This window comes from Thermomonas carbonis (genome assembly GCF_014396975.1).
GTDB lineage: Bacteria > Pseudomonadota > Gammaproteobacteria > Xanthomonadales > Xanthomonadaceae > Thermomonas > Thermomonas carbonis.
This window is the reverse complement of the sequence record NZ_CP060719.1, coordinates 1,304,674-1,328,827: the sequence shown is the minus strand read 5'-3', so window position 1 is coordinate 1,328,827 and position 24,154 is coordinate 1,304,674. Positions and strand designations below refer to the sequence as shown.

18 protein-coding genes are annotated in these 24,154 nt (G+C 67.8%); 5 read left to right on the top strand and 13 right to left on the bottom strand.

The annotated features are described in order from the left end of the window. The first annotated feature begins 105 nt into the window (after window positions 1–105). Complete coding sequence (locus tag H9L16_RS06045; protein ID WP_187553640.1) at window positions 106–1,284, top strand: DUF3667 domain-containing protein; 1,179 nt, start codon at window positions 106–108, stop codon at window positions 1,282–1,284. Window positions 1,285–1,364: 80 nt separating this feature from the next. On the opposite strand, the gene H9L16_RS06040 is transcribed toward H9L16_RS06045, so the two are convergent. The 4 genes from H9L16_RS06040 to H9L16_RS06025 all read right to left on the bottom strand — a co-directional run bounded on the left by H9L16_RS06040 (window position 1,365) and on the right by H9L16_RS06025 (window position 8,875). Then, entirely contained in the window at window positions 1,365–4,736 is a 3,372-nt protein-coding gene (locus H9L16_RS06040; RefSeq protein WP_187553639.1) for a putative Ig domain-containing protein, read from the bottom strand. Between the two features lie 120 nt (window positions 4,737–4,856). After that, window positions 4,857–6,695, bottom strand: a complete 1,839-nt coding sequence (locus H9L16_RS06035) for a sensor histidine kinase (RefSeq protein ID WP_187553638.1) — start codon at window positions 6,693–6,695, stop codon at window positions 4,857–4,859. Further along, window positions 6,695–7,363 carry a response regulator gene (locus H9L16_RS06030; protein WP_187553637.1) on the bottom strand — a complete coding sequence of 223 codons (669 nt, stop codon included), beginning with the start codon at window positions 7,361–7,363 and terminating at the stop codon, window positions 6,695–6,697. Before H9L16_RS06030 ends, H9L16_RS06035 begins: the two co-directional genes overlap by 1 nt. A 102-nt stretch (window positions 7,364–7,465) precedes the next feature. After that, complete coding sequence (locus H9L16_RS06025; protein WP_187553636.1) at window positions 7,466–8,875, bottom strand: DUF3106 domain-containing protein; 1,410 nt, start codon at window positions 8,873–8,875, stop codon at window positions 7,466–7,468. A gap of 444 nt (window positions 8,876–9,319) precedes the next feature. On the opposite strand from H9L16_RS06025, the gene H9L16_RS06020 reads away from it, so the two are divergent. The 4 genes from H9L16_RS06020 (at window position 9,320) to H9L16_RS06005 (ending at window position 14,459) form a co-directional block, all read left to right on the top strand. Further along, window positions 9,320–11,515 carry a primosomal protein N' gene (locus tag H9L16_RS06020; protein WP_187553635.1) on the top strand — a complete coding sequence of 732 codons (2,196 nt, stop codon included), beginning with the start codon at window positions 9,320–9,322 and terminating at the stop codon, window positions 11,513–11,515. 103 nt (window positions 11,516–11,618) lie between these two features. Beyond that, window positions 11,619–12,560, top strand: coding sequence for a transaldolase (gene tal, locus H9L16_RS06015; RefSeq protein ID WP_187553634.1), 942 nt, complete (start codon window positions 11,619–11,621; stop codon window positions 12,558–12,560). A gap of 10 nt (window positions 12,561–12,570) precedes the next feature. Continuing rightward, window positions 12,571–13,830 carry an NAD(P)/FAD-dependent oxidoreductase gene (locus H9L16_RS06010; RefSeq protein WP_187553633.1) on the top strand — a complete coding sequence of 420 codons (1,260 nt, stop codon included), beginning with the start codon at window positions 12,571–12,573 and terminating at the stop codon, window positions 13,828–13,830. 5 nt (window positions 13,831–13,835) lie between these two features. Next, the gene (locus H9L16_RS06005; RefSeq protein WP_187554072.1) at window positions 13,836–14,459 is read left to right on the top strand and encodes a trimeric intracellular cation channel family protein; all 624 of its coding nucleotides are present in this window, start codon (window positions 13,836–13,838) and stop codon (window positions 14,457–14,459) included. 63 nt (window positions 14,460–14,522) lie between these two features. Here H9L16_RS06005 and rpoH read toward each other — a convergent pair whose 3' ends face one another. The 9 genes from rpoH to H9L16_RS05960 form a co-directional block, all read right to left on the bottom strand. Continuing rightward, window positions 14,523–15,404, bottom strand: a complete 882-nt coding sequence (gene rpoH / locus H9L16_RS06000; protein WP_187553632.1) for an RNA polymerase sigma factor RpoH — start codon at window positions 15,402–15,404, stop codon at window positions 14,523–14,525. Window positions 15,405–15,572: 168 nt separating this feature from the next. Then, window positions 15,573–17,621, bottom strand: a complete 2,049-nt coding sequence (locus tag H9L16_RS05995; protein ID WP_187553631.1) for a M3 family metallopeptidase — start codon at window positions 17,619–17,621, stop codon at window positions 15,573–15,575. 138 nt (window positions 17,622–17,759) lie between these two features. Next, window positions 17,760–18,470 carry a uracil-DNA glycosylase gene (gene ung, locus H9L16_RS05990; RefSeq protein WP_187553630.1) on the bottom strand — a complete coding sequence of 237 codons (711 nt, stop codon included), beginning with the start codon at window positions 18,468–18,470 and terminating at the stop codon, window positions 17,760–17,762. Between the two features lie 117 nt (window positions 18,471–18,587). Further along, window positions 18,588–19,427 (bottom strand): response regulator, encoded by an 840-nt coding sequence (locus H9L16_RS05985; RefSeq protein ID WP_187553629.1) that lies wholly within the window; start codon window positions 19,425–19,427, stop codon window positions 18,588–18,590. A 1-nt stretch (window position 19,428) separates the two neighbouring features. Then, window positions 19,429–20,382 (bottom strand): permease-like cell division protein FtsX, encoded by a 954-nt coding sequence (gene ftsX / locus H9L16_RS05980; RefSeq protein WP_187553628.1) that lies wholly within the window; start codon window positions 20,380–20,382, stop codon window positions 19,429–19,431. Further along, on the bottom strand, window positions 20,375–21,064 hold the full coding sequence (gene ftsE, locus H9L16_RS05975; RefSeq protein WP_187553627.1) for a cell division ATP-binding protein FtsE: 690 nt from the start codon (window positions 21,062–21,064) through the stop codon (window positions 20,375–20,377). The genes ftsX and ftsE overlap by 8 nt, the downstream gene beginning before the upstream one ends. A 286-nt stretch (window positions 21,065–21,350) precedes the next feature. Continuing rightward, window positions 21,351–22,088: a rhodanese-like domain-containing protein gene (locus H9L16_RS05970; protein WP_187553626.1), complete on the bottom strand. Its 738-nt coding sequence runs from the start codon at window positions 22,086–22,088 to the stop codon at window positions 21,351–21,353. Beyond that, complete coding sequence (locus tag H9L16_RS05965; protein ID WP_187553625.1) at window positions 22,085–23,317, bottom strand: hypothetical protein; 1,233 nt, start codon at window positions 23,315–23,317, stop codon at window positions 22,085–22,087. The genes H9L16_RS05970 and H9L16_RS05965 overlap by 4 nt, the downstream gene beginning before the upstream one ends. A gap of 178 nt (window positions 23,318–23,495) precedes the next feature. Then, entirely contained in the window at window positions 23,496–24,059 is a 564-nt protein-coding gene (locus tag H9L16_RS05960) for a sigma-70 family RNA polymerase sigma factor (RefSeq protein ID WP_187553624.1), read from the bottom strand. Between the last annotated feature and the right edge of the window lie 95 nt (window positions 24,060–24,154).

Here is a 24,154-nt window from a genome sequence, read left to right as displayed (position 1 = left end):
ATTCCGGCTTTCGCCGGAATGACGAGCTGAAGACAGTGATGACGCTCCGCGCGCTGGCGCGCGCGCGCGCGGGCTGCCATCTTAACGACCGATGGAAGGAAGCCCATGAACGAAACCGCCGACACCGCCACGCCCGCCACCGACCCTGCCGCCCCGCCACCGGCCGCCTGCCGCAACTGCGGCTCGACCCTGCACGGCCCGCACTGCTACGCCTGCGGGCAGCCGGTGAAGGGGCTGGTGCGGCCACTGGGCAATCTGTTCGGCGACCTCATGGACAGCGTGTTCAACATCGACACGCGGGTGCTGCGCACGATCCCGCCACTGTTCGCCAAGCCCGGTTTCCTGACCACCGAATACTTCGCCGGTCGCCAGGTGCGCTACGTCACACCGGTAAGGCTGTTCTTCTTCCTGTGCATCCTGGCGTTCTTCGTGGCGCGGCTGGCGATCGACAGTGGCGACGGCCTCGACGTCAACATCAACGATCCCGAGGCCGGCGAGATCGGCGCGGCGATGACCGAAGCCGAGGTGATCGTCCGGCGCGACGCAGCACTCAAGCGATTCAACGACGCAAAGGCGAAGATCCCCGACAGCCCCGGCAAGGGCGGTGCCGAGGTCGGCTTCGACGTGCAAGCCGACCAGGCACGCAGCACTGCAGAGACACGCATCAAGCAGCTGCGCGACGCCGCTGCAAAGGGAGAACCGGCACCAGCGGCGATGGACGACACCTTCAGCTTCGGCAAGAACGGTGCCTGGGACGAGAAGAAAAATCCGGTGCACGTGCCGGGCGCGCCGAAGTTCGTCGATGGCTGGTTCAACCAGAAGATCGGCCGCGCAAAACAGAACATCAAGCGGATCAAGGCCGAGCCGGCGCAATACGTGGAAACCTTCGTCAGTTCGATCCCGACCGCGCTGTTCGTGCTGGTGCCGATCTTCGCGCTGATGTTGAAGCTGGTCTATGCGTTCAAGCGCCGGCTGTACATGGAACACCTGGTGGTGTCGCTGCACAGTCATGCCTTTCTCAGCCTGAACCTGTTGCTGGTGTTCGCTTGCATGGCGCTGCAGCGACTGGTGCCGGCCAACGGCCTGGCGACCGATCTGCTGGGCTGGTGCATCGGCCTGCTGATCACCTGGATGCCGATCTACCTGCTGCTGATGCAGAAGCGCGTCTACGGACAGGGCTGGCCGATGACCCTGCTGAAATATTTCGCGTTGGGCACCGCCTACATGACCCTGCTCGGTTTCGCGATCAGCGGCGCGGCGATCGCCAGTCTGGTGTGGATGTAATCCTGAGCCCGCCTGCGCACCGCCCATGAAAAAGCCCGGCTATGCCGGGCTGTTCCATGCGGTTCGACGCGGGCGTCCGCTTACTTGAGCTTGATGATGATGCTGTGGCTCTGGCCATCGTTGATGTCCAGGGTCATCCGGTAGCAACTGCCGCGCTGTCCGCCGGGAACCAGTTGCGGGCCGCCCTGGATGCCGGGCGCATCCCAGGTCTTGCGATAAATCCCGTTGTTGGTGTGCTGCAGGTCGATCGCACTGCCCCGGTAGGCGGCCAGGTTCATCGCATACGGACTGGGACAGGTGATCAACGTGCTGCTGGTGGTGGCGCTGTCCAGGGTGGTGATCCAGCCATTGGTGCCCACCAGGCGGAACTGCAGCAGGATCCGCTGGCCCGGGCTGACCTGGTACAGCACCGGCAGCAGCGGCTGCTGCCACTGGAAGCTGTACAACCCCGTCACGGTATAGCTGACGGTGGCCGTAGCGGTGTTGCCGGCGTTGTCGGTGGCATTGCAGGTTGCCGTGCGGGTGCCTGCGCTGCTGGTGTCCAGCGGGGTGCAGCTGGCCGTGTCGATGCCCGATAGCGCATCGGTCGCGTTGGCCATGGCGGTGTAGCTGCCGCCCTGCAGGATCAGGCCGGGCAAGGTCGGTGCCAAGACCGGTGCGGTCCTGTCGATGTTGGCCATCACCACATTGCTGCTGCCGCTGTTGCCGGCCGTGTCCTGGATTGTCTGCGCGGTACTGGCGATGCCGGTGCCTTCGCCGGTCAGGGTCTGATCGGCCGGGCACGCACTGGCCAGGCCCGATGTCGCATCGCTGCAGCTGAAGCGGATGGTGACGTCGCCGTCGTGCCAGCCGTTCGCATTCGGCGCGGTGGTGGCCGCGGCGGTGATGGTCGGTGCGGTCTTGTCGATGTTCACCGTCACCACGTTGCTGGCCTCGCTGACATTGCCGGCCACATCCTTCGCCGTCTGGAACGTGGAGGCGATGCCGATGCCCTCGGTGGACAACACTTGGTCGTTCGGGCAGCTGGCGATGCCGGAGGTGCCGTCTGTGCAGGTGTAGCTCGCCGTCACGTCGCTGTTGTTCCAGCCCGAACCGTTGGCCGCAGGTGCGGCACTCACGGCAATCGTGGGCGTGGTGACGTCGATGTTCACCGGCACCGTGGTGACTGCGGCGTCCAGATCGACACCATTGGTCGCGGTGCAGCTGGCAGATGCGCCCGTGGCATCACCGGTCAGGGTGCTGGCGGCGCAGCCGGTGCTGCTGGCAATCCCGCTTTCCGGATCGATCACCGTCCACGCCACCGCCACGTCGCTCACGTACCAGCCGTTCCCGCCATCGGGCGATGCAGGCGGCGCGGCGATGCCGTTGAGCGTGTAGCTGATCGCCGGCGGCGTGCTGTCGGCGATGGGGATGCTGATGGTGTAGGTGCCACGTGCAGCAAGCCCGTTGGCGTCTTCACCTTCCACGGTGAAAGTGAAGTCGCCGCCAGCCGTTGGCGTGCCGCTCAGGCTGCCGTTCGCAGCGAGCGTCAGACCTGGCGGGAGGCTGCCGAACAGCACCCCGTAGGCAGGCGTGGGCGGTGAATAGTTGCCGTTCGCCACGACCAGGCCGAAGGTCGTGGCCGGGTAGGCAATGCCCGCTTCTGCGGTGCCCTGGATGGTCGTTGGTTGCAGGCTCAGCTGCGGCGCCTGACCCGCGGCGTTATCACCCCAGCAGAGCCGGATGCCGTCGCTGCGAATTGCACAGGTGAAGGTGTTGCCGGCGGCGACCTGCACGAAGGTGCCGGGTGGCGCATTCAACTTTCCGTTGGTCGAATCGCCCCAGCAGTACAGGCTGCCGTTGTCGCGGATTGCGCAGCTGTGGCTGGTTCCCACGCTGACCGCGCGATACAGGTAGGTGTTGTGGGGAGCGGGAATCGTGGTTTGCTGGCTGAAGGCACCGAAGCATTGCAGGACGCCGTTGGTCTGTACCGCACAGGTGTGCCACAGCCCGGATGCGAGCGACTGCCAGCGCCCACCCGGATAGCTGATTCCCGGGGTGCAGTAACCGGTTGTGTAGGTTGTCGTGCTGGTCGTGCTTCCCGGTGCGATGGCCGCGCAGAAGCCGCCCGCAGGATTCGATACGTAGGTCATGGTGCGAACGGGCGCATCGACGATGCTGTCACCGAGCTTGCCGGCACGATTGCTGACCACGCCCGCTGGCGTCCTGCAGCGAACCAGTTCGCCGATCACCGGCACCGCGCACAATCCGCCCGACTGGCCCATCGAGATCAACCGCCACGCCTTGTCGCTGAATGCCGCGGCGAGGTTCGCCGCATCTGCACCCCAGCAGACGATAGTGCCCGTGCTGTCGATGGCGCAGCTCTGGGTATCGCCTGCGGCAACCTGGGTGTAGGTGCCGGAGGGAACGGTTGCCTGGAGGGCGTCATTCCGGCCCCAGCAGCCCAGGCGGCCATCACGCAGCACCTGACAGGCATGGGCGTTGCCGGCAGCGATCTGGCCGAATGCGGCTTCGCCCATTTCGGTCGCCACCACGCGCTGGCCCTCATCGTTCCTGCCCCAGCAATCGACTGCGCCATCGGCCCGCAACGCGCATGCATGCGCCGCGCCGGCGGCCAGTGCGAGGAATGGACCACCGGTTGCGGGCTGTGCCTGGCCCTGACTGTTGTCACCCCAGCAGACGGCCTCGCCATCCGTGCGCAACGCGCACGCGTGAGCATCGCCCGCGGCCAATGCGATGAACGATCCGGCAGGTGGGTTACCGCCAATACCCGCACCCCAGCACTGCACTTCGGCATTCGCCTTCAACCCGCAGGTAAAGGCCTTGCCCGCCGCCAGCGCCAGGAAGGGACCGGTCTTCGAAGACTGGGTCGATGTGTAACCAGGCGCTTCCCCCGATGTGTCGCTGCCCCAGCAATATGCGTTGCCATTCGCCATCAGCGCGCAGGCGTGTGCCGAACCGGTTGCCAGATCGATGAACTGCCGCCCGGCCGATGGCGGTGACGTCAGGTTGTAGTGGCCCCAGCAGACGAGACTGCCACTCGATTTGCGGCCGCAGGTGAAGTCATCGCCAGCACCCAATTGAACGTAGCCGCTGTTCGAACCTGGTGTTGCCTTGTTCCAGCCATTGCTGCCCCAACAGGCCGCAGTGCCATCCGATTTCAAGCCGCACGTGTGGTCCAGGCCGGCACTGAGCGATACAAAAGGACCAGCCATTTTGGCTCGGTCACCGGCTGCGGGAGGCAGGACCTGGCCCGCAAGATTGTCGCCCCAGCACACCGCACTGCCGTCCGCACGGAGGCCGCAGCTGTGGTTGCCACCAGCCGTCACCGCCACCACCCGGCTACTGCCTTCGGTCACGCTGATGGGCGTGGCACTGCCCTCGCCGGCCGCCGCGGCCAACGGCAACACCAGTGCCAGCAAACCCATCCAGATCCATGCATGTGTCGTCATCGCGATTCCCGATCGGCGTGCACAGGCACGTCCCCGCGATCACGCTACGGCGGTGCAGAGGGCTTGAACATCCACGAAATCAGGTAGTCGGGTACCGGCCGCATCGGCGGCGATGTTGCGTCAGGCGGCCAGCGGCATGTCCACATGCAGCTCGGTGCCGCGTTTGCGCTGCTCGATCCGCAGCTCCCCGCCCAGCCGCTGCGCGCGCAACCGCATCGAGGACATGCCGGCACCACCACCCGCGATTGGCGACGCCACCGCATCGGCCATGCCCACGCCATCGTCGGCCACCTGCAGGTGCAGGCGATCACCTTCGCGGACGATGCGCACATACACGCGACTGGCGCGGCTGTGCTTGAACACATTGGTCAGTGCTTCCTGCAACAGGCGCAGCAGGTCCAGGGTCCGGGCGGGCTCCAGATGCAAGCCGTCGATCCCCTCGATCTGCCAGTGGGCCTCGATGTCGGCGGCTTCCAAAAGGCGCGTGGCGCGATGTCGCAACGGGGCAATCAACGAAGCGAGTTCCGCGTGTTCCTGCGCGGTGGTATCGATCACCAGGCGCAGGTCGTCGCGCATCTCCTTGAGCAGGTCGACGACCTCTGCCTTCGGTGTATCGATGCAGGCCTGCTGCAAGCGGGTGATTGCGCCGACCAGGGTGCCGCCGAAGCCGTCGTGCAGGTCGCGCACCAGTTGCAGGCGTTCGCCCGCGCGGCCATGCGCAAGCTCCAGCGCATGCTGCCGGTTGAGCGTGTCCGCAAGCTGCGAGGTGGCTGCGTGCACTTCGCTGCGCAATTCGACGTTGAAACCCTCGACCCGCTTCATCGTGGTCGCGAAGCGGTGCGCCAGCACGAAGCCCATGCCCAGCAGCATGATCGGCGAAGCGAAGGATCCGACGAATCCATCGCCACGGATCGCACCGATGTAGACGCCAAAATCGTGCAGCGCGATCAGCAACGGAATGCAGATGCACAGCCCCAGCACCTTCTGCGCAGTACCGCCAACGCGCAACGCCCAGACCATGAACACCACGCTGGCCAGATAGTGCAAGGCGATCATCGGGACGACGTAGAGGTCGCGCTGCGGCCCCATGAGCGACGGAAGCAGCAGGGCCAGCGCGAACACCAGTGCGGCCAGCGCAAGCAGGCTGCGTTCGATGCGCGGCCATCGCCGATCGGCAAATCGCAGCAGAAAGATGACGTAACAGGCGGCCAGCGCCACGTAGCAGGCGGCAATGAACGCCTGCCAGCCATCGGTGGTGCGGAACGGCCAGGGGCTGGCGACGACCCAGTTCAATCCATACAGCATCCCGAACAGACCGCCGGCGGCGTACCAGCCGTAGGTCGTGTCCTGCCGCCGCAGGAGCCAGAACAGGCCGAACACGGCCGCCAGCACCGCCCCGATGGCGGTATCCAGCATCTGCAGGTCGAAGCGCACGCGCTTGTCGCTGCGATACATCGCTTCCACCTGTGCCGGGTCGCCGACCGTGACCGTGCCGAACGCCGGCTGATAGGCAGAGAGGCCGGACACCCGCACCAGCAACTCGTTCTCGCCCTGCCTCAGCAAGGGCGCGTCCAGCAGCAGGTATTTCGGGGCGATCCATGCACGCGACAGCGGCTCTACCAGCGAGTGATCGCGCGACACCAGGCTGCCGTTGACGTAGATCGCGCCGGCCATGCAGATGTAATCGATCATCAACCCGGTCGGCATCGTCGCATCGGCCTGCTGCCAACGGACGCGATACCAGACCACGCCGTCGTGGCCCGGCCAGCGCGTGGTCCACACATCCATCAACGCGACCGGCGTCCAGCCGCTCGCGGGTGGCGCGCTGTCCTGCCAGTCGCCGCGCACGGCCTCCGCGCGCTCGATCAGCACAGGTGCGGGCGTCTTGTCGTCCACGCGCTGGGCACACCCCGCACAGGCCAGCAGCAGGCCGACCAGCAAACCCGCGACTGCCCGCATCAATGCAGCAGGCCCAGCGATTGCGCCTCGAACACCGCGGCGGTGCGCGACCCGACCGCCAGCTTGCGGTAGATGTTGCGCACGTGGCTTTCGATGGTGAGCCGCGACAGCGAGACCGCATCGGCAATCTCGCGGTTGCTCAACCCGCGCGAGACCAATTGCAGGATTTCGGTTTCGCGCGCGGACAGATGGATGTCGTCGCGCGGCGCTGGTGTGGGCGGCGTCTGCGGCATCAGTTCCAGCAGGCGCCGCGCGATGATCGGGTCGATCGCGGCACCGCCCCGTTGCAGGCTGCGCAGGTGCATCGCCAACTCGATGTCTTCGGCGTTCTTCAGCAGGTAGCCGATCGCGCCATTGCGCAAGGCGGCGAGGATGGTCTCCTCCTCCGCCCACGAGGACACCACGACTGCCGGCAAGGTCGGTCGCTGCGCGCGCATCCAGGCGATGAAGTCGATGCCGTTGCCGTCTGGCAACTGCATGTCGACCAGCGCCAGGTCATAGCGTTTGCCGGCATCGAGACCGTCCTGCGCCGATGCGATATCGCCGGCCACATCGACCTGCACGGCATCGCCGGCGACCTCACGCAGCAGGCGGATTGCACGCACCTGCGCGATCGGATCGTCTTCGACGACCAGCACCGTCTGCAGGGCGATGACCTGCGCTTGCATGCTTGATCCAGAGCAATCATCGGGTGGGTTGCGAGTCACGGCCTGCATCATACGCAGACGCTTTTCGGCATAGGCCCCGCGCGGCCGCAACAGCAGGTACGGTCAGCCCTGCACTTTCGCCAGCATCCACGCCCGCCGTTGCGCCAGCGGTACCCGCAGCAAATCCAGCCGCAAGGCATCGCGTTCTTCCGGCGGGGTGATCTGCGCCAGCCGTTCCAGTGCGTCGATGTCTTCGGCATCCGCGGCGCGCAGCAACGCCAACAGCGCATCGCGCTGGCTTGCCGGCGCGAACGCAAACAGCGCGGCCACCCGTGGCCAATGCCGGCCCATGTCCGGCCCCAGCCACCAGCCGTGGCGGGCATCCGCCGGCAGCGCATCGAAACGCGCTCGCAATGCGGCTTGTTCTTCGCTGCCCAGCAAACGCCAGCGCGTGGCGATGGCACGCAGGCGCACGCGCTCTGCAGGCCGCAACGTGCGCCAGGCCTGCCAGGCACCACGCCGGGTGGCGCGCGATGTCGGCGACAAGGCATCCCAGCGCTGCACGCGTGGCAACGGCGCCGCGTCGTCCGCTGCGATGGACATGCCCGCATCCGTCGCCGCAACGATCACCGGCAAGCGCACCGCATCGGCCGCGCGCGGATCGGCACCGGCAACCTCCAGCCATGCGAGCAGCGGCAGTTGCACGGCGAAGCCGAGTTCGCCCGGCATCGACAGCAATTCGCGGTCGGGATGCAGGGCAAGGTCGCCGGCATCGAAACGCGCCTTGGGCGCTGCCGCGGCATCGAGCGGTTCGCGCTTGATCTCCGCGCGCCACTGATCGAGCACTTCGCGCCCGCGCGGATGCAGGAAGAACGTGGCCATCAACGCCAGCACGCACAACACCACGCCGGCCCAGAGCCAGCGCAGGCGATGGCGGTGGCGGGTATCGAAAGTGGGGTCAGCGAAAGTGGGGTCAGAGTCGACTTTCCGGGGGAAAGTCGACTCTGACCCCACTTTCGCTGACCCCACTTTCGGCGCTTCGGGTTCTGCCAGCTGCGCCAGTTCGCGTTCCGCCGCCGCGCGCCAGGTGCGCCAGACATCCACATCGGGCTGGCCCAGCGCGTCGAGCGGCAGGGCGTCGCGGATGCGTGCCTGGTAGGCCGCCGTGTCGATGCCGAGCGCGCCGGCCGCATCCGCATCGTCCAGCGCGGCAACCAGGTGCAGCAGCACCGCCGCACGCGTCTCCACCGCCAGGCGGGCGATCCCCGGCAAGCGTGGCGCGGAAGCCTCGGCCGGCGGCTTGCGCATCGACGGCGCGGCCAGCAGCAGGCGCCAGTACTGGCGCGGCCATTCAGCGAGCGGCCATTGCCCGGCCTCGCCGGCGAACACGCGGGCGACCACCGCCAGCGCATGCCGGGCCGAGGCCTCGTCGCCGGCCTGCACGCCCGCAAACAGGCGGGCGCGACGGTCGAGTCCGCGCAGGAACGCGGTCACCGCCGCCGGCGAAGGGGTGTCGGGCGCAGCCGGGGTCATGGGCAAGTCACGGGCACGCCCCATCTTAGCCGGGCGACCTGCCGCAAGCCGTCCGAAAAACCGCTTGACACGCCCCGCATGGGTGGCTCCGCGAGCAGTGGCGCGGGCTGTGGGCAAACCAGTTGTGCACAGCCGTCAATAAATCGTCACGGATCCCGGTTTCACGCGATTGGAACGGATCATGACAACCGTGTTTCACGACCAAGTGATTGATTTTCAAGGGAATGACCCGAATGGCGGTTTTTTCGCCAGCGGCCGGACAAGGCCCATGTGGCGGCCCTCGCGCAGGCTCATCCGGAGTCCGTGCACAGACTTATCCACATGCGATGTGGATAAACAGGCTTTCCCAGCAGGAACAGGCACTTGGGGCACTTTGGTGCGCGCTGGCTCAGCATTGCGCTGCAACTGGCCAGCGCCCCGGCGCCGCCCCGCTAGACTGGCGCGATGCCGGCCCCGACCCCCGTGCTGCGCGTGGCCCTGCCGGTGCCGCTGCCGCGGCTGTTCGACTACCTGCCGCCCATCGGGCTGGCCACCGACGCGATTGCTGTCGGCCAGCGCCTGCAGGTGCCGTTCGGCTCGCGCGAGGCCTGCGGCATCGTCATCGGCCATGGCCATGCCGAACCGGGCGTGGAACTGCGCCAGGCGCTGGCCCTGCCGGATCCGCAGCCACTCCTGCGTGGCGAGTTGCTGGCCTCGCTGCAGTGGCTGGCCGGTTATTTGCATGCGCCGCTGGGCGAAGTGCTGGCCACCGCCCTGCCGGCCGCGCTGCGCCGTGGCGAACCGGCGGCGGACACCACCGCCTACGGCTGGGTCCTGACCGAAGCCGGCCACACCGCCCTGCCGGCAATGCGCAACGGCAAGCCGAAGGCGCTGGCGACGTTGCTGGCCAGCGTGCGCGCCGAGGACTGGCTGGACGACGAAGTTCCCGGTTGGCGCGCGTCGTTGCGCAGCCTGCGCGAGCGCGGCCTGGTGGAGCGGGAGAAAGCGGGGTCAGAGTCGCCTTTCCCTCGGAAAGGCGACTCTGACCCCGCTTTTTCGCTCAACGACGAACAGCGTGTCGCCGCCGACGCCGTCCGCGCCGCCGACGGTTTCGCCGCGTTCCTGCTCGACGGCGTCACCGGCAGCGGCAAGACCGAGGTCTACCTGGACGCGATCACCGACTGCCTCGCCCGTGGCAAGCAGGCGCTGGTGCTGGTGCCGGAGATCGGCCTCACCCCGCAGGCGCTTGCGCGTTTCCGCAAGCGTCTTGGGGTGCCGGTCCATGCCCTGCATTCCGGCTTGAACGACAACCAGCGCGCGCGGGTCTGGCTGGCCGCCGCGCGCGGGCAGGCGCGGGTGATCGTGGGCACCCGCTCGGCGGTGTTCGTGCCGCTGCCGGACGCCGGCCTGATCGTGGTCGACGAGGAACACGACGGCAGCTACAAGCAGTTCGACGGCATCCGCTACCACGCCCGCGACGTCGCCATCGTCCGCGCCCGCGCGCTCGGCGTGCCGGCAGTGCTGGGCAGCGCCACGCCCTCGCTGGAATCGCTGCACAACGCACAGGCCGGCCGTTACGTACACCTGCGCCTTCGCCATCGCGCCGGCAACGCCAGGCCGCCGCATGTGCGCGTGCTCGACGTGCGCAAGCGGCCGCTGCATGCCGGCCTTGGCGAGGACGCGCTGCTGGCGATCCGCGGTGCGCTGGATGCCGGCGGCCAGGTGCTGGTGTTCCGCAATCGCCGCGGCTACGCGCCGGTGCTGCTCTGCCACGACTGCGGCTGGAGCGCGCATTGCCCGCGTTGCAGCACGCCCGACAAACCGACGCCGATGACCGTGCATGCGCATGGCCGGCGCCTGCAATGCCACCACTGCGGCCATCGCCGGCCATCGCCGCTGGCCTGCCCCGATTGCGCCAGCCTGGGCCTGCAGCCGCAGGGCAACGGCACCGAACGCATCGAGGCCGAATTGCAGGCGCGCTTCGCCGACATGCCGGTGCTGCGCATCGACCGCGGCAGCACTGGTCATCGCGATGCCTTGCAGCAGCACTTCGACGAACTCGGCGCGCAGCCCGGCATCCTCGTCGGCACGCAGATGCTGGCCAAGGGCCACGACCTGCCCAACCTGACCCTGGTGGTGGTGGTCGGCATCGACGAAGGCCTGTTCTCCGCCGATTTCCGCAGCAGCGAGAAGCTCGCGCAGTTGCTGGTGCAGGTCGCCGGCCGCGCGGGCCGCGCCGACAAGCCCGGCACCGTGCTGCTGCAGACCCATCATCCCGACCACCCTTTGTTGCAGATCCTGGTCAATGGCGGCTACCACGCCTTCGCCGAGGGCGAACTCGAACTGCGCCAGGCCGCCGGCTTCCCGCCGTTCGCGCATCTCGCCCTGCTGCGCGCGGAGGCCCGGCATGCCGATCCGCCGATGCAGTTCCTGCATGTGGCGAAGGCGGCGGCGAAGGACTTCGCCATCGAAGCCTCCGGTCCGTTGCCGGCACCGATGCCGCGCCGCGCCGGCTACCAGCGCGCCCAACTGGTGCTCTCCGCGGCCCAGCGCCGCGACCTGCATGTGGCGCTCGAGGTGGTGATGCCCGCGCTGTACGCCGCGCCGGATGCGCGCAAGGTGCGCTGGTCGCTGGACGTGGATCCGGTCGAGCTCTACTGAGCGACGGCGGCATGCCGTTCCCGGCGGCGGTCATCGCGACTTCGCATTGGTCGCGTGCGCCGCATCGGCGACAATCGCGGCACGCCCCTTCGCGACCGCCCACGTGACCACTCAACTCGAACAGCTCCGCCAGCATTCCGTCGTCGTCGCCGATACCGGCGACATCGAGGCCATCGCCCGCTTCAAGCCGATGGACGCGACCACCAATCCGTCGCTGTTGCTGAAGGCGGCATCGCTACCGGCCTATGCGTCGCACATCGACGACGCGATCGCGGCGGCCAGCGGCGACGACAAGGTCGGCGATGCAGGTGACCGTCTTTCGGTGGCGATCGGTGGGGAGATCCTCAAGCTGGTACCCGGGCGCGTCTCCACCGAAGTCGATGCTCGGCTGAGCTTCGACACCGAGGCGACCGTCGCCAAGGCGCACAAGCTGGTGCAGCTGTACGCGGATGCCGGCATCGGCACCGACCGCCTGCTGATCAAGGTTGCGAGCACGTGGGAAGGCATCCGCGCCGCCGAGCGGCTGGAACGCGAAGGCATCCAGTGCAACCTCACCCTGCTGTTCTCGTTCGCACAGGCCGTCGCCTGCGCCGAGGCCGGCGTGTTCCTGATCTCGCCCTTCGTCGGCCGCATCCTCGACTGGCACCTGGCCAACGGCATGGCCACGCCGGCGACGCCGCAGGACGACCCCGGCGTGCAATCCGTGCAGCGCATCTGGCAGTACTACAAGCAGCACGGCTACGGCACGGTGGTGATGGGCGCCAGCTTCCGCAACACCGGCGAAGTGCTGGCGCTGTCGGGCTGCGACCGGCTGACGATTTCGCCGGACTTGCTGGCGGCGCTGGAATCGTCGGATGCAAGCCTCGAACGCGCACTGGTCGACAACGGCGAACGCGCCGCGCCGCCTGCGCCGCTCAGCGAAGCCGCGTTCCGCTGGCAGCACAACGAGGACGCGATGGCCACCGACAAGCTCGCCCAGGGCATCCGCAACTTCGCCGCCGACCAGCGCAAGCTGGAAGCGCTGCTGGCCGCCAAGCTCGGTTGAGGATGCCGCGATGACCACAGGCCAGCCGCATGTCGTGATCATCGGCGGTGGCTTCGCCGGCCTGTGGGCGGTGCGTGGTCTTGCTTCGGCAAAGCTGCGGATCACCCTGGTCGATCGCGGCAACCACCATCTGTTCCAGCCGCTGCTCTACCAGGTCGCCACCGCCGGCCTGTCCGCGCCGGACATCGCCGCGCCGCTGCGCCACATCCTGCGCGCGCAACGCAACGTCGAAGTGCGGATGGCGACGGTCACCGGCATCGACGCCGACACGAAACGCATCACGCTGGACGATGGCAGCGCGCTCGACTTCGACACTCTCTTGCTCGCCAGCGGCGCGACGCATGCGTACTTCGGCAACGACCACTGGGCCGAACATGCGCCCGGCCTGAAGACGCTGGACGATGCGCTGGACCTGCGCCGCAAGCTGCTGCTCGCGTTCGAGCGCGCCGAAGCCGCGACCGATCCCGCCGAACGCGAGGCGTGGTTGCATTTCGCGATCGTCGGCGGCGGCCCGACCGGCGTGGAGCTCGCCGGCACGCTCGCCGAGATCGCAAGGCACACGCTGAAGGATGAATTCCGCAACATCGATCCCGCGCAGGCGCGCGTGCGCCTGGTCGAAGCCGGGCCGCGCGTGCTCGCCGCATTCCCCGAAGACCTGTCGGCGAAGGCGAAACGGCAACTGGAGAAACTCGGCGTGGACGTCGCGCTGGGCACGCCGGTGAAAGAGATCAACGCGGACGGTTACCAACTGGGCGATGCGTTCGTGCCCGCGAAGACCGTGGTCTGGGCCGCAGGCGTGGCGGCTTCACCGCTGGGCGCACTGCTCGGTGCGCCGCTGGATCGCGCCGGGCGCGTGCAGGTGCAGCCGGATCTCAGCGTGCCCGGCCATCCGGACATCTTCGTCGCCGGCGACCTTGCTTCGCTCACGCAAGCCAACGGCAAGCCGGTGCCCGGCGTCGCCCCCGCGGCCAAGCAGATGGGTGGCCTGGTCGCACGCAACATCCGCGCGCGCTTGTCGGGCGGCAAGACCAGCGCGTTCGCCTACAAGGACTACGGCAACCTCGCCACCATCGGTCGCATGGCCGCGGTGGTGGATCTCGGCAAGATCAGGTTCTCCGGCGTGCTGGCGTGGTGGTTCTGGCTGGTCATGCACGTGTTCTTCCTGATCGGCTTCCGCAACCGCCTGGTGGTGCTGCTCAACTGGTGGTGGGCGTACTGGAGCTACCAGCGCGCGGCGCGGATCATCCTGGGGCGCGGCGAAAGACGATGACCACGATGTCGTTCGCGATCCAGTTGTTCGATCTCATCGGCATCTTCGTGTTCGCGCTCAGCGGCGGCGTGCTGGCGGTTCGCCACCGGCTGGATCTGTTCGGCGTGCTGGTGCTGGCCTGCGCCACTGCGGTGACCGGCGGCATCGTCCGCGACGTGCTGATCGGTGCGGTGCCGCCCGCCGCGCTGGCAGACTGGACGCTGCTGTCGACTGCGATGCTGGCGGGCGTGGTGACGTTCCATTGGCACGGCATCATCGAACGCCTGCGCAATCCGGTGCTGATGTTCGATGCCGCCGGACTCGCCCTGTTCGCCGTGCTCGGCACCGCCAAGGCGCTGGCCTTTGGCCTGTCGCCGTTCGCAGCGACGTTGCTCGGCATCATCACCGGCATCGGCGGCGGCATCGCCCGCGACCTGCTGGTCGCACGCACGCCGGTGGTGCTGCAGCAGACCGAACTCTACGCGGTCGCCGCACTGGTCGGCGGCGGCATCGTCGCCATCGCCCACGCACTCGGCTGGCCGCAGGCACCGGCGATGGTGGTCGGCGCGCTGCTGTGTTTCGGCCTGCGTTTCATGGCGATTCGGCGAGGGTGGCGGTTGCCGGTGGCGCGCGACGCCGACACGCCCTGATCGCCCGAACGAAAACGGCCCGGATCGCTCCGGGCCGTCTTGATTGCATCGATGCGGCTGCACTTACGCCGCGAACAATGCCTTCATCTTCTTCAGCGCGTTGGCCTCGACCTGGCGGATGCGTTCGGCGGAAACCCCGTATTCGTCGGCCAGTTCCTGCAAGGTCACCTTGCTGTCGGCGTCCAGCCAGCGGCGCTTGATGATGTCGCGGCTGCGCGCATCGAGCTGCGCCATGCCTTCGCGCAGCAGATCCAGCTGGTTGTCCTCGTCGTTGGCGGACTCGTAGGCCATCGCGGGATCGATGTCGTTGTTGGCGACCAGGTAATTCGCCGGCGCCGGCGGCGCGTTGTCGTCGTCGGCATCGTCCGGCGCATCGAAGCCGATGTCGCGACCGGACAGCCGCGATTCCATTTCCAGCACTTCGCGCTCGGAGACGTTGAGATCCTTCGCCACCGCGCTCACTTCCGCCGCGTTGAGCCAGCCCAGGCGGGTCTTGCTCTTGCGCAGGTTGAAGAACAGCTTGCGCTGCGCCTTGGTGGTCGCGACCTTCACGATGCGCCAGTTCTTGATGATGAACTCGTGCATCTCCGCGCGGATCCAGTGCACGGCAAAGCTCACCAGACGCACGCCGACGGTCGGGTCGAACCGCTTCACCGCCTTCATCAGGCCGATGTTGCCTTCCTGGATCAGGTCGCCGATCTGCAGGCCGTAGCCGCTGTAGCCGCGGGCCACGTGGATGACGAATCGCAGGTGCGACAGGATCAGTTCCTGCGCCGCGGCGATGTCGTTGTCTTCGCGCAGGCGATGGGCCAGGCGCTGTTCGTCTTCGACGGTGAGCACGGGGATCTGGTGCACGGCGCCGATGTAGGCCTCCAGCGAACCCATGGCGCTCGGGATCGGCAGATTGTTGGCGACGAGGGCGGTAGACATGGTTGCTCCGTTCATGTGGGCGATGTTAGCAGTCGACATATCCGACTGCTAACCCTGCCAATAGTTCACTACTGTTGCATTCATGGAACGCTGGCGCGCCAAAGACCCCATTGAGGCACAGGCCCCGTCAAACCGACGTGGGGATGCCCCTCGCCCACCTCAAGTCCCGGGATCCCGGTCGCGTCAGGCCGCGTTTTCGGCCATGCCCGCATGCCGGAGCAGGGCGTCGATGCTGGGCGGACGGCCGCGGAAGGCGGTGAAGTTCTCCAGCGCGCTGCGGCTGCCACCGCGCGACAAGACCTCGGCCAGGAACCGCGCGCCGGTTTCGGCCAGCCGCTCGGGGGCTTCCTCGAAAGCCGCGTAGGCGTCGGCGCTGAGGACCTCGGCCCATTTGTAGCTGTAGTACCCGGCCGCATACCCGCCGGCGAAGATGTGGCTGAACTGCTGCGGGAAGCGGTGCCAGGCCGGCGGACGGTTGACCGCGACCTCGTCGCGGATGCGCTCCAGCAACGCGGCCACGCTGTCATGCACCGCATCGAAATCGCCATGGATGGCCATGTCGAACAGGGCGAATTCCAGCTGGCGCACGGTGGCCATGCCGCTCTGGAAATTCCGCGCCGCCAGCATCCCGTCGAACAGCGCGCGCGGCAGCGACGCGCCGGTATCGAGATGCGCGGTCATCGCCTGCACCCGCGCCCATTCCCAGCAGAAGTTCTCCATGAACTGGCTGGGCAGCTCCACCGCGTCCCACTCCACGCCGTTGATGCCGGCCACCGGCAATATGTCGATCGCGGTCAGCAACTGGTGCAGGCCGTGGCCCATCTCGTGGAACAGAGTGGTCACTTCGTCGTGGCTGAAGGTCGCCGGCTGGCTGTCCACACCCTTGCCGAAATTGCAGACCAGATATACGAGGGGCGTTTGAACAGCCTGCGTCAGCGTGTCGGTGGCGATGACACGGCGATTACGGCCATCGTCCATCCACGCGCCGCCGCGCTTGCCCTCGCGGGCGTACAGGTCGAGGTAACACTGGCCGAGCAAGCGACCGTCGCGATCCTCCAGCCGGAAAAAACGCACGTCCGCATGCCAGGTCGGCGCGCCGTCCTCGCGCACGCGCACGCCGTACAGCGACTCGATCACCTCGAACAGGCCGGCGAGCACCTTCGGTTCGGTGAAGTAGCGCTTCACCTCCTGTCCGGAATAGCCGTAGCGAGCCTGCTTGAGCTTGTCGCTGGCATAGGCCACGTCCCACGGCTGCAGGTCGTCGATGCCGAGCTCGTCGCGGGCGAACGCTTCGAGTTCTTCGCGATCACGACGCGCGAACGGCAGCGCGCGGCTGGCGAGGTCGCGCAGGAATGCGAGCACGGCCGCGGGCGATTGCGCCATCTTGGTCGCCAGCGAATAGTCGGCATAGCTGGCGAAACCGAGCAGCTCCGCCAGCTCCGCGCGCAAGGCGAGGATGCGGTCGACGTGACCGCTGTTGTCGAGTGCGGCAGGCCCTTGTTCCGAGGCGCGCACGCCACTGGCGCGATATAGCGCTTCACGCAACCCGCGGTCGCCCGCGTACGCCTGCACCGGCAGATAGCAGGGCATCTTCAGGGTCAGCGTCCAGCCAGACTTGCCGGCTTTCTCGGCGGCGGCGCGCGCGGCGGCGATCACGTCGGCGGGCAGGCCGGACAGTCGCGCTTCGTCGTCGATGTGCAGGCTGAAAGCATCGGTCGCATCGAGCACGTTCTGCGAGAACGTCGCAGACAACGCCGAGAGTTCTTCCTGGATCGCGGCGAAACGGGCCTTGCCGGCATCGTCCAGCTCGGCACCGCCGAGGCGGAAATCGCGCAGCGCGTTGTCGATGACCTTGCGGCGAGTGGCGTCGTACTGCGCGAACTCCGGCGATGTCGCAAGCGCGCGGTACTGCGCGAACAGCGCCAGGTTCTGGCCCAGCGCAGCACCGAATCGGGTCACCTTCGGCAGGTTGGCGTTGTAGGCCTCGCGCAGCTCCGGGGTGTCGGCCACGGCCTGCAAGTGAGCGACCTGCCCCCAGGACCGCCACAGGCGCTCGGTGGCGTCTTCCAGCGGGGTCACGAAACTCGACCACGTCACCGCCGCGACGGTTTCCGCATGCGAGACCGCAGCTTCGGCTTCGGCCAGCAAGGTGTCGATGGCGGGTGCCACGTGTTCGGCGCGGATCGCGTCGAAGCGCGGCAGGCCGGAGAAGTCGAGCAGCGGGTTGTCCATGGCGTCCTGCAAAAATTCTGCGATGTGATCGAGATGCGTGCGCCCGCGCGGCAAATCAACCGCGCGGCGCAATGCAGCTCAGCAATACGAAGATCCGACATCGATCATTGCGCACCCAATGCGGATCGCGCGAGGCATTCAGCGGACGGCGGATACATCCAGCGCGGCACGCGATGGCAAGGTCCAATCGATCGGTGCCTGCCCGTTGCGCGCGAGGTACTCGTTGGCCGCGGAAAAATGCCCGCAGCCCAGGAAGCCGCGATGCGCCGACAACGGCGACGGATGCGGGGCCTTCAGCACGCGGTGCCGGCGCGCATCGATGACCTTGCCCTTGGCCTGCGCGTAGCTGCCCCAGAGCAGGAACACCAGGCCTTCGCGCTCGCGGTTGAGCACGTCCACCACATGGTCGGTGAAGCCTTCCCAACCCTTGCCCTGGTGCGAACCGGGCTGGCCCGCTTCGACCGTCAGCACGCTGTTGAGCAGCAGCACACCCTGCCGCGCCCACGGCAGGAGGCAGCCGTGATCGGGACGCGCGAAACCGACATCGCTGGCCAGTTCCTTGTAGATGTTCTGCAGCGACGGCGGCACGTCCACACCGGGCAGCACCGAAAAACACAGCCCGTGCGCCTGCCCCGGCCCGTGGTACGGGTCCTGGCCGAGGATCACGACCTTCACCGCATCGAACGGGGTGGCGTCGAAGGCGGCGAAGATGTTCGCGCCGGCCGGATACACGGTTGCGCCGGCCGCCTTGCGCTGGCGCAGGAAGGCCGACAGCTGCTGCATGTCCTCGCGCGCGAACCAGTCGCCGATGCGGGATTTCCAGCTGGGTTCGAGGCGGATGTCAGCCATGTTGCGTCGCAGCCGGCTGGCCGGGGGTTGCGCAAGTCGCTCCCCTATACTCGCTTGGTTGCGCAACCCCCGGCCAACCGCCAGCTGATCGGCGCACACGCGAAGATTTCTGGAGACTCACCCTTTCCCCGGCTCCGGCAACTTGCCCAGGCGCAACTGGAACAGCACCTTGGTCACCAGCAGCCGTTCCTCGATCGGCTTCAGCACCAGGTCATTGGCACCATCGCGCAGCAATGAAGCCTGGTTATCGCGGTTGTCGTCGCCAGTCATCATCACCATCGGCAGCCGGCGCTTGCCGTAGCCGAAGGCGGTGCGGATCTGCGCCAGCAGATCGTGGCCGTTGAGGATGCCTTTCAAATACACGTCGCTGAGCACCAGGTCGGCACCGACATCGCCATCCGTGCGCCCGCGGAAGCGGTGCAGGTGCTCCAGCGCATCCTCCACGCTGAGGACATGCAACACCTGCATGTTCTGACGCTCCAGCATGCGCTTGGTCGCCACCGCCACCACCCGGCTGTCCTCGACATAGAGGATCCGCGCGCCTTCGATCGGTGCAGGCTGCACATAGCCACGGATGAACGCGGCAAGCGCGCCATGGCCCAGCGACTTGTCGAAATAATCGGTGACGTCTTCGGTGAACGCGCGCGTTTCCAGCATCTCCTGCGCATTGCCGGACACCACGATGACCGGCACGTAGGCTTGCCCCTGCGCCTCGCGCACGATGCGGGCCAACGACATGCCATCGCCGTCGGGCAGGACCAGTGCGGTGGTCACCAGGTCGACCGCGCCGTTGGCCAGGATCGCGCGCGCTTCGGCGATGCCGGCGCAACCGATCACTTCGGTGCCGGGCAATTCGCGCAACAAGGTGTCGCCGATGAGCTTGCGCACCAGCTTGCTGCCATCGACGACCATCACCCGCGGGGCATCGCCGACGACGTGACGGAGATCGTTGGCCATGTCAGCGCTCCACTGGGCGGGTCTGCCGCAGATAGTGGCCGGTCACGACACCGGCCCCAAGCCAGCCAAGCAATCCGGCAGCGGCCAGCACTGCCAACGCAGGCAACGGCGGCAGGCCCTGCAACGCGAAACTGCTGCCATAACGCGCGGCGAGGTCGGCCAGCGGCTCGCGCAGCGCAAGCCAGGCCAGCGTCAGCACGCCCAGCGCCAATGCGCCCGCGCCGAGGCCGTACCACGCACCGAGATACAGGAACGGCCGGCGCACGAATCCATCACTCGCGCCGAGCAACTGCAGCACGCCGATTTCCTCGCGGCGCGACTGGATGTCCAGGCGCACGGTATTGCCGACCACCAGCAACGCGCCGAGGCCAAGCAACGCGGCCAGCACCAGCACCGCGCGACCACCGAAGCGCAGCCACGCATCGAGGCGTTCGCGCCAGAGCGCGTCGTGCTGCACGCGTTCGGCGTCGGGCAGTGCCTTGAGCGATTCCGCCAACAGCAATTCGTCGCCGCGCGGGCTGACCCGCAGCACGCTGGGCAATGCCGCGCGCGCCGCCTCTTCGCCCAGTGCATCGATGGCCGCGGCCAAGTCGTCGCGAGCGCGCAATTGCTGCAAGGCCTGTTCGGGGGCGATGAGCTCGACCTTCGCCACATCGCCGCGCGCACGCAGGGTGGCGGCGATGGCCTGCGCCCGGGCGGCGTCGATTTCCGGCTTGAGGAACACGGCGACATCGCGCGAGGACTGCACTTCGCCGCCCAACCGCGACAGGTTCTGCATCACTACCCACAGGCCCAGCGGCAGCGCCAGCGCGACCGCCATCACCCCGACGGTGAGCAGGGTCGCCCACGGCTTGCGCAGCAGCCGGCCGAGGCTGGCGACGATGCTGAAGCCGTGGTGGTCCAGCCATGCGCCGAAGCGACTGGCCTGCGCGTTCGCCGATGCCTGCTCATTCATCCGCCAGGTCCTCCGGCGAAATGTCGTCCAGCAACCGGCCGTGATCGAGCACCAGCACGCGCTTCTTCATGCGCTTGACCAGGCCCAGGTCGTGGCTGGCGACCAGCACGCTGGTGCCGCGCTCGGGCAGCGAGGCGAACAACGCCATGATCTCGGCGGACAGGGTGGGATCGAGGTTGCCGGTGGGCTCGTCGGCGATCAGCAGGGTCGGCTCGGCGACCACCGCGCGGGCGATGCCCACGCGTTGCTGCTCGCCCGCGGACAGCTGCGAGGGCAGCGCACGGTCACGCGCGCCCAGGCCGAGGCGTTCCAGGATCGAACGCACGCGCTTGCCGGTTTCCGCCCGCTTCATCCCGCGCAGCACCAGCGGCAGGGCGACGTTTTCGGCCACGCTGCGGTCCATCAGCAACTGGTGGTTCTGGTAGACCACGCCGACGCTGCGCCGATGCCGGGCGATGGCGCCACCGCGCACCTTCAGCAGGTTGCGGTCGCCGAACAGCACCGCGCCACGACTGGGCCGCTCGGCGAGCTGGATCAACTTCAGCAGGGTGCTCTTGCCGGCACCGGAATGACCGGTGACGAACAGCATCTCGCCGGCGTCCACGGCAAAGCTGACCTCGGACAGGGCTGTGTGCCCGCCGGGGTATTGCTTGCTGACGCTGTCGAAACGCAGGACCGTCATCGCGGGGGATCGTGAGCGGGCGGACAGGGAGTATCGCCCGAGCCGCTGGCCGCGACCAGCGCGACGTCAGCGCGGCACCGCGTCCGCCGGATCGCGCAGCAGCGGCTGATCGCAACCGCCAGCTACATCGCAAGACCAATCAGCGGGATCCGCGATTGCCGGCAAACGGCCTGGCCCGGATGACCATGGCGAACGATTCGCCAGGACCATCCGGGCCAGCCTCCTGGTGCTGCGCATTGCGCGTGGTGCCCGCACACCTCCCTGTGTCGCGGGCGTGGAAGCGGAATCACCATCCCTGGCGCGCGGGTGCCGTGCCCTGTCCCGGTGCGGTCGATGGCGGCATCGGACGACCCTGCCCGCCCTGCACCGGCAAACCCGCCTGTCGCCAGGCCTCGACGCCGCCGCGATACCAATGCACGTTGCGGAACCCCATCCGGATGGCGCGCAGCGCCGCGTTGTACGAACCCCAGCACTGTGGTCCCGCGCAATACACCACCAACATGCGCGACGTGTCGCCACCGGTGGCCTGGCGCAGGTACTGGCCGAATTCGCGCTGGACCTGGTCGTCGAAACTGCCGCCCTGCGATGCCGGACCGGCCGCCTGCGCGCCCGGCAGATGTTCGGGTGCGCCGTAGGCATGCAGGAGCAGCACGTTGCCCTGGCCGCCTTGCAGCAGTTGCGAAAGTTGGCGGGTCGCGATGACCTTGCCGCCCGGGATCGAGGTCGGGGTGGGGCCGTGCAGCTGCTGGCTGGCGCGCAGCTCGCCAGTCGGTGCCACGCCGAAATCCTGCGCTTCGCCATTCGCAAGGCCGATCGGCATCGCCATTTCCGGCAACCGCGAGGTCGGTGCGGGTTGTTGCATCGGTCGTTGCGGCATCGGCTGCTGCGCCGTTGTCGGGCGTGCAGGCGGCGCTTGCGGGCGCGCCGGACTGCCGAAGCTGTCCTGGGCGAATGCAGCGGGTATCGCGAGACAACCGGCGATCGCCACCGAGAGACATCCCGCCCACCTGGTCATCGTGCTCATTGCTCGCGCTCCAGTTCGACATAACCGGCCGGCGGACTGGGGTACGGCGCATCGGTGCTGTAGGCATTGGCGGGATTGGCGGTGTCCTGGAACACCTGGCTGCCGCCATGGATGCTGGACTGCACCGTGCTTCCATCCACACCGGCGTAGTTGTTGACCTCCCGGACGCCGGACATGGTCGTCTTGTGCATGCTGTCGCTGGTCGCGCTGGTGTTGGCGGCGATCGCGTTGTAGATGCCGGAGACCTCCTGATTGGTGCGCATCCGGATCGCCGCGCGGTCGGCGGCGCCGCGTGCGTTGATGATCGCCATCTGCCGGTTGTGCCAGTCGTTGATGCTGCTGCTCTGCGCGTTGCTGACCCGCTGCAGGTTGGCCATGCTGCGTTGCCTCATCGCGTCCAACCACTGCGGGTTGGCGCGCATGCCGGCGAGCACGCGCGTGCCGAGGTCGAAGTCCAGCCGGTTGTTTGGCGCGCGAATCGAGCTGATCGTCGCGGTGCCGCCCACCACGTTGCCCTGCATCGACGAGAAGCTCACCGTGGCGGTGAGGACCTCACGCATGTCCACGCCATCCTTGGGGTAGGCGATCAGCAGGCGGCCGGCGTCATGGCGCACCTGCGCCTGCTGGTTGGCTTGCGGTCGCGCCTGCGCGGCGCGCGCCATCTGCTGGGCGATCTCGGGCTGATCCTGGTAGTCGAGCACGCGCGCACCGGGCCGGGTGCGCTGCACGGTGGCTTCGAGGAATTCGCGGGTGCTGCGATACGGCGCGGACGGGCAGGGATTCATCTGGATCTCGGTACCCGCGACCTGCCAGTTGAAGCCGGGCAGGATTTCCACCGCGGTCAGGCTGTCCGGCCCGATCGCGCTCCAGCCGATCTGCAACTGGTTGGCGATGCAGTTGGTGGCGTCATTCCAGGTGACCCCGCCTACCGCCTGCCAGCCGGCGGGAATCTGCAGCTCCGCGGCGACCATCGGCTGGCCGAAACCGTTGCTGTCGACGATTTGCGCGGCCTGCATGCGGCTGGTGTCGAGTAGCGGCGGCATGCTTCCGGCTTCGGTGACCGCAGGCGCTGCGGCGTCCGTCATCGCCACCGCGGGGAAGCCCTCCGTCATGCCTTGCGGCGTTGTGCCCTGCGCCACGATCTCCTGCGCCGGGCTGCCGCCCTGCTGGCAACCCGCCAAGGCGAGCGCCGTGATCAATGCCAGTTGCGTTCCCCGATGCTGTGCCATGCGCTGATCTCCGGACGGAATGTCCTGTCAGACCAACAGGCGCAGGACGCCGGCCAATCGGCTCACGTCATCGCGATCACTGCGACGATGAGCCGGCTTCGCCCCGGAGTGCGCCTGTGCATGCACGACGGACTGCCCAGCGCCGGGAGCCATGCACGCCACATCGCCAAACAATCGCTCAGGACGGTTCGGACAGGGCCTCGAACAGCCACGCCCGCGCAGCCTGCCAGTGGCGCTTGGCCGTGGCCGGGGAGATCGACAGCGCCTCTGCGGTTTCCTCGATGGTCAGGCCGCCGAAGTAGCGCAGTTCGACCAGCTGCGCGCGCGCCGGGTCGATCGCCGCCAGCCGATCCAGCGCGCCATCCAGGGCGAGCATGTCGATGTCGCCGACCGACGCGGCCACGTCGACCTGGGTGATCGGCACGCGTTCGCCGCCATCGCGCTTGCCGGCGCCATGCCGGCGCGCGTGGTCGACCAGGATCTCGCGCATCAACCGCGCCGCCATCCGCACGAAATGCACGCGATCCTGCCAGTCGATGCGGTCCAGCCGGCTGAGCCGCATGTAGGCCTCGTTGACCAGCGCGGTGGGCTGCAGGGTGTGGTCGCCGCGTTCGTTGGCCAGTTGCCGGCGCGCGATCGCGCGGAGCTCGGGATAGACGATACCGACCAGGCGATCGCGTGCGGTCTGGTCGCCCGCGCGCCAGGCACCCAACAGCGCAGTGAAATCGTCGCTCGAAGACATGCACCCGAGTCTAGCAACGGTGCGTGCACGGCAGGTGCGCATCGCCGCCTGCTACGGTGGCATCGCCGAGACGCGACGCGCGAACAGGCGCGCCA

Coding starts and splice junctions, on each gene's coding strand:
- H9L16_RS06045 (WP_187553640.1), top strand. CDS start 106: ATGAACGAAACCGCCGACACCGCCACGCCCGCCACCGACCCTGCCGCC.
- H9L16_RS06040 (WP_187553639.1), bottom strand. CDS start 4,736: ATGACGACACATGCATGGATCTGGATGGGTTTGCTGGCACTGGTGTTG.
- H9L16_RS06035 (WP_187553638.1), bottom strand. CDS start 6,695: ATGCGGGCAGTCGCGGGTTTGCTGGTCGGCCTGCTGCTGGCCTGTGCG.
- H9L16_RS06030 (WP_187553637.1), bottom strand. CDS start 7,363: ATGCAAGCGCAGGTCATCGCCCTGCAGACGGTGCTGGTCGTCGAAGAC.
- H9L16_RS06025 (WP_187553636.1), bottom strand. CDS start 8,875: ATGACCCCGGCTGCGCCCGACACCCCTTCGCCGGCGGCGGTGACCGCG.
- H9L16_RS06020 (WP_187553635.1), top strand. CDS start 9,320: ATGCCGGCCCCGACCCCCGTGCTGCGCGTGGCCCTGCCGGTGCCGCTG.
- H9L16_RS06010 (WP_187553633.1), top strand. CDS start 12,571: ATGACCACAGGCCAGCCGCATGTCGTGATCATCGGCGGTGGCTTCGCC.
- H9L16_RS06005 (WP_187554072.1), top strand. CDS start 13,836: ATGTCGTTCGCGATCCAGTTGTTCGATCTCATCGGCATCTTCGTGTTC.
- rpoH (WP_187553632.1), bottom strand. CDS start 15,404: ATGAACGGAGCAACCATGTCTACCGCCCTCGTCGCCAACAATCTGCCG.
- H9L16_RS05995 (WP_187553631.1), bottom strand. CDS start 17,621: ATGGACAACCCGCTGCTCGACTTCTCCGGCCTGCCGCGCTTCGACGCG.
- ung (WP_187553630.1), bottom strand. CDS start 18,470: ATGGCTGACATCCGCCTCGAACCCAGCTGGAAATCCCGCATCGGCGAC.
- H9L16_RS05985 (WP_187553629.1), bottom strand. CDS start 19,427: ATGGCCAACGATCTCCGTCACGTCGTCGGCGATGCCCCGCGGGTGATG.
- ftsX (WP_187553628.1), bottom strand. CDS start 20,382: ATGAATGAGCAGGCATCGGCGAACGCGCAGGCCAGTCGCTTCGGCGCA.
- ftsE (WP_187553627.1), bottom strand. CDS start 21,064: ATGACGGTCCTGCGTTTCGACAGCGTCAGCAAGCAATACCCCGGCGGG.
- H9L16_RS05970 (WP_187553626.1), bottom strand. CDS start 22,088: ATGAGCACGATGACCAGGTGGGCGGGATGTCTCTCGGTGGCGATCGCC.
- H9L16_RS05965 (WP_187553625.1), bottom strand. CDS start 23,317: ATGGCACAGCATCGGGGAACGCAACTGGCATTGATCACGGCGCTCGCC.
- H9L16_RS05960 (WP_187553624.1), bottom strand. CDS start 24,059: ATGTCTTCGAGCGACGATTTCACTGCGCTGTTGGGTGCCTGGCGCGCG.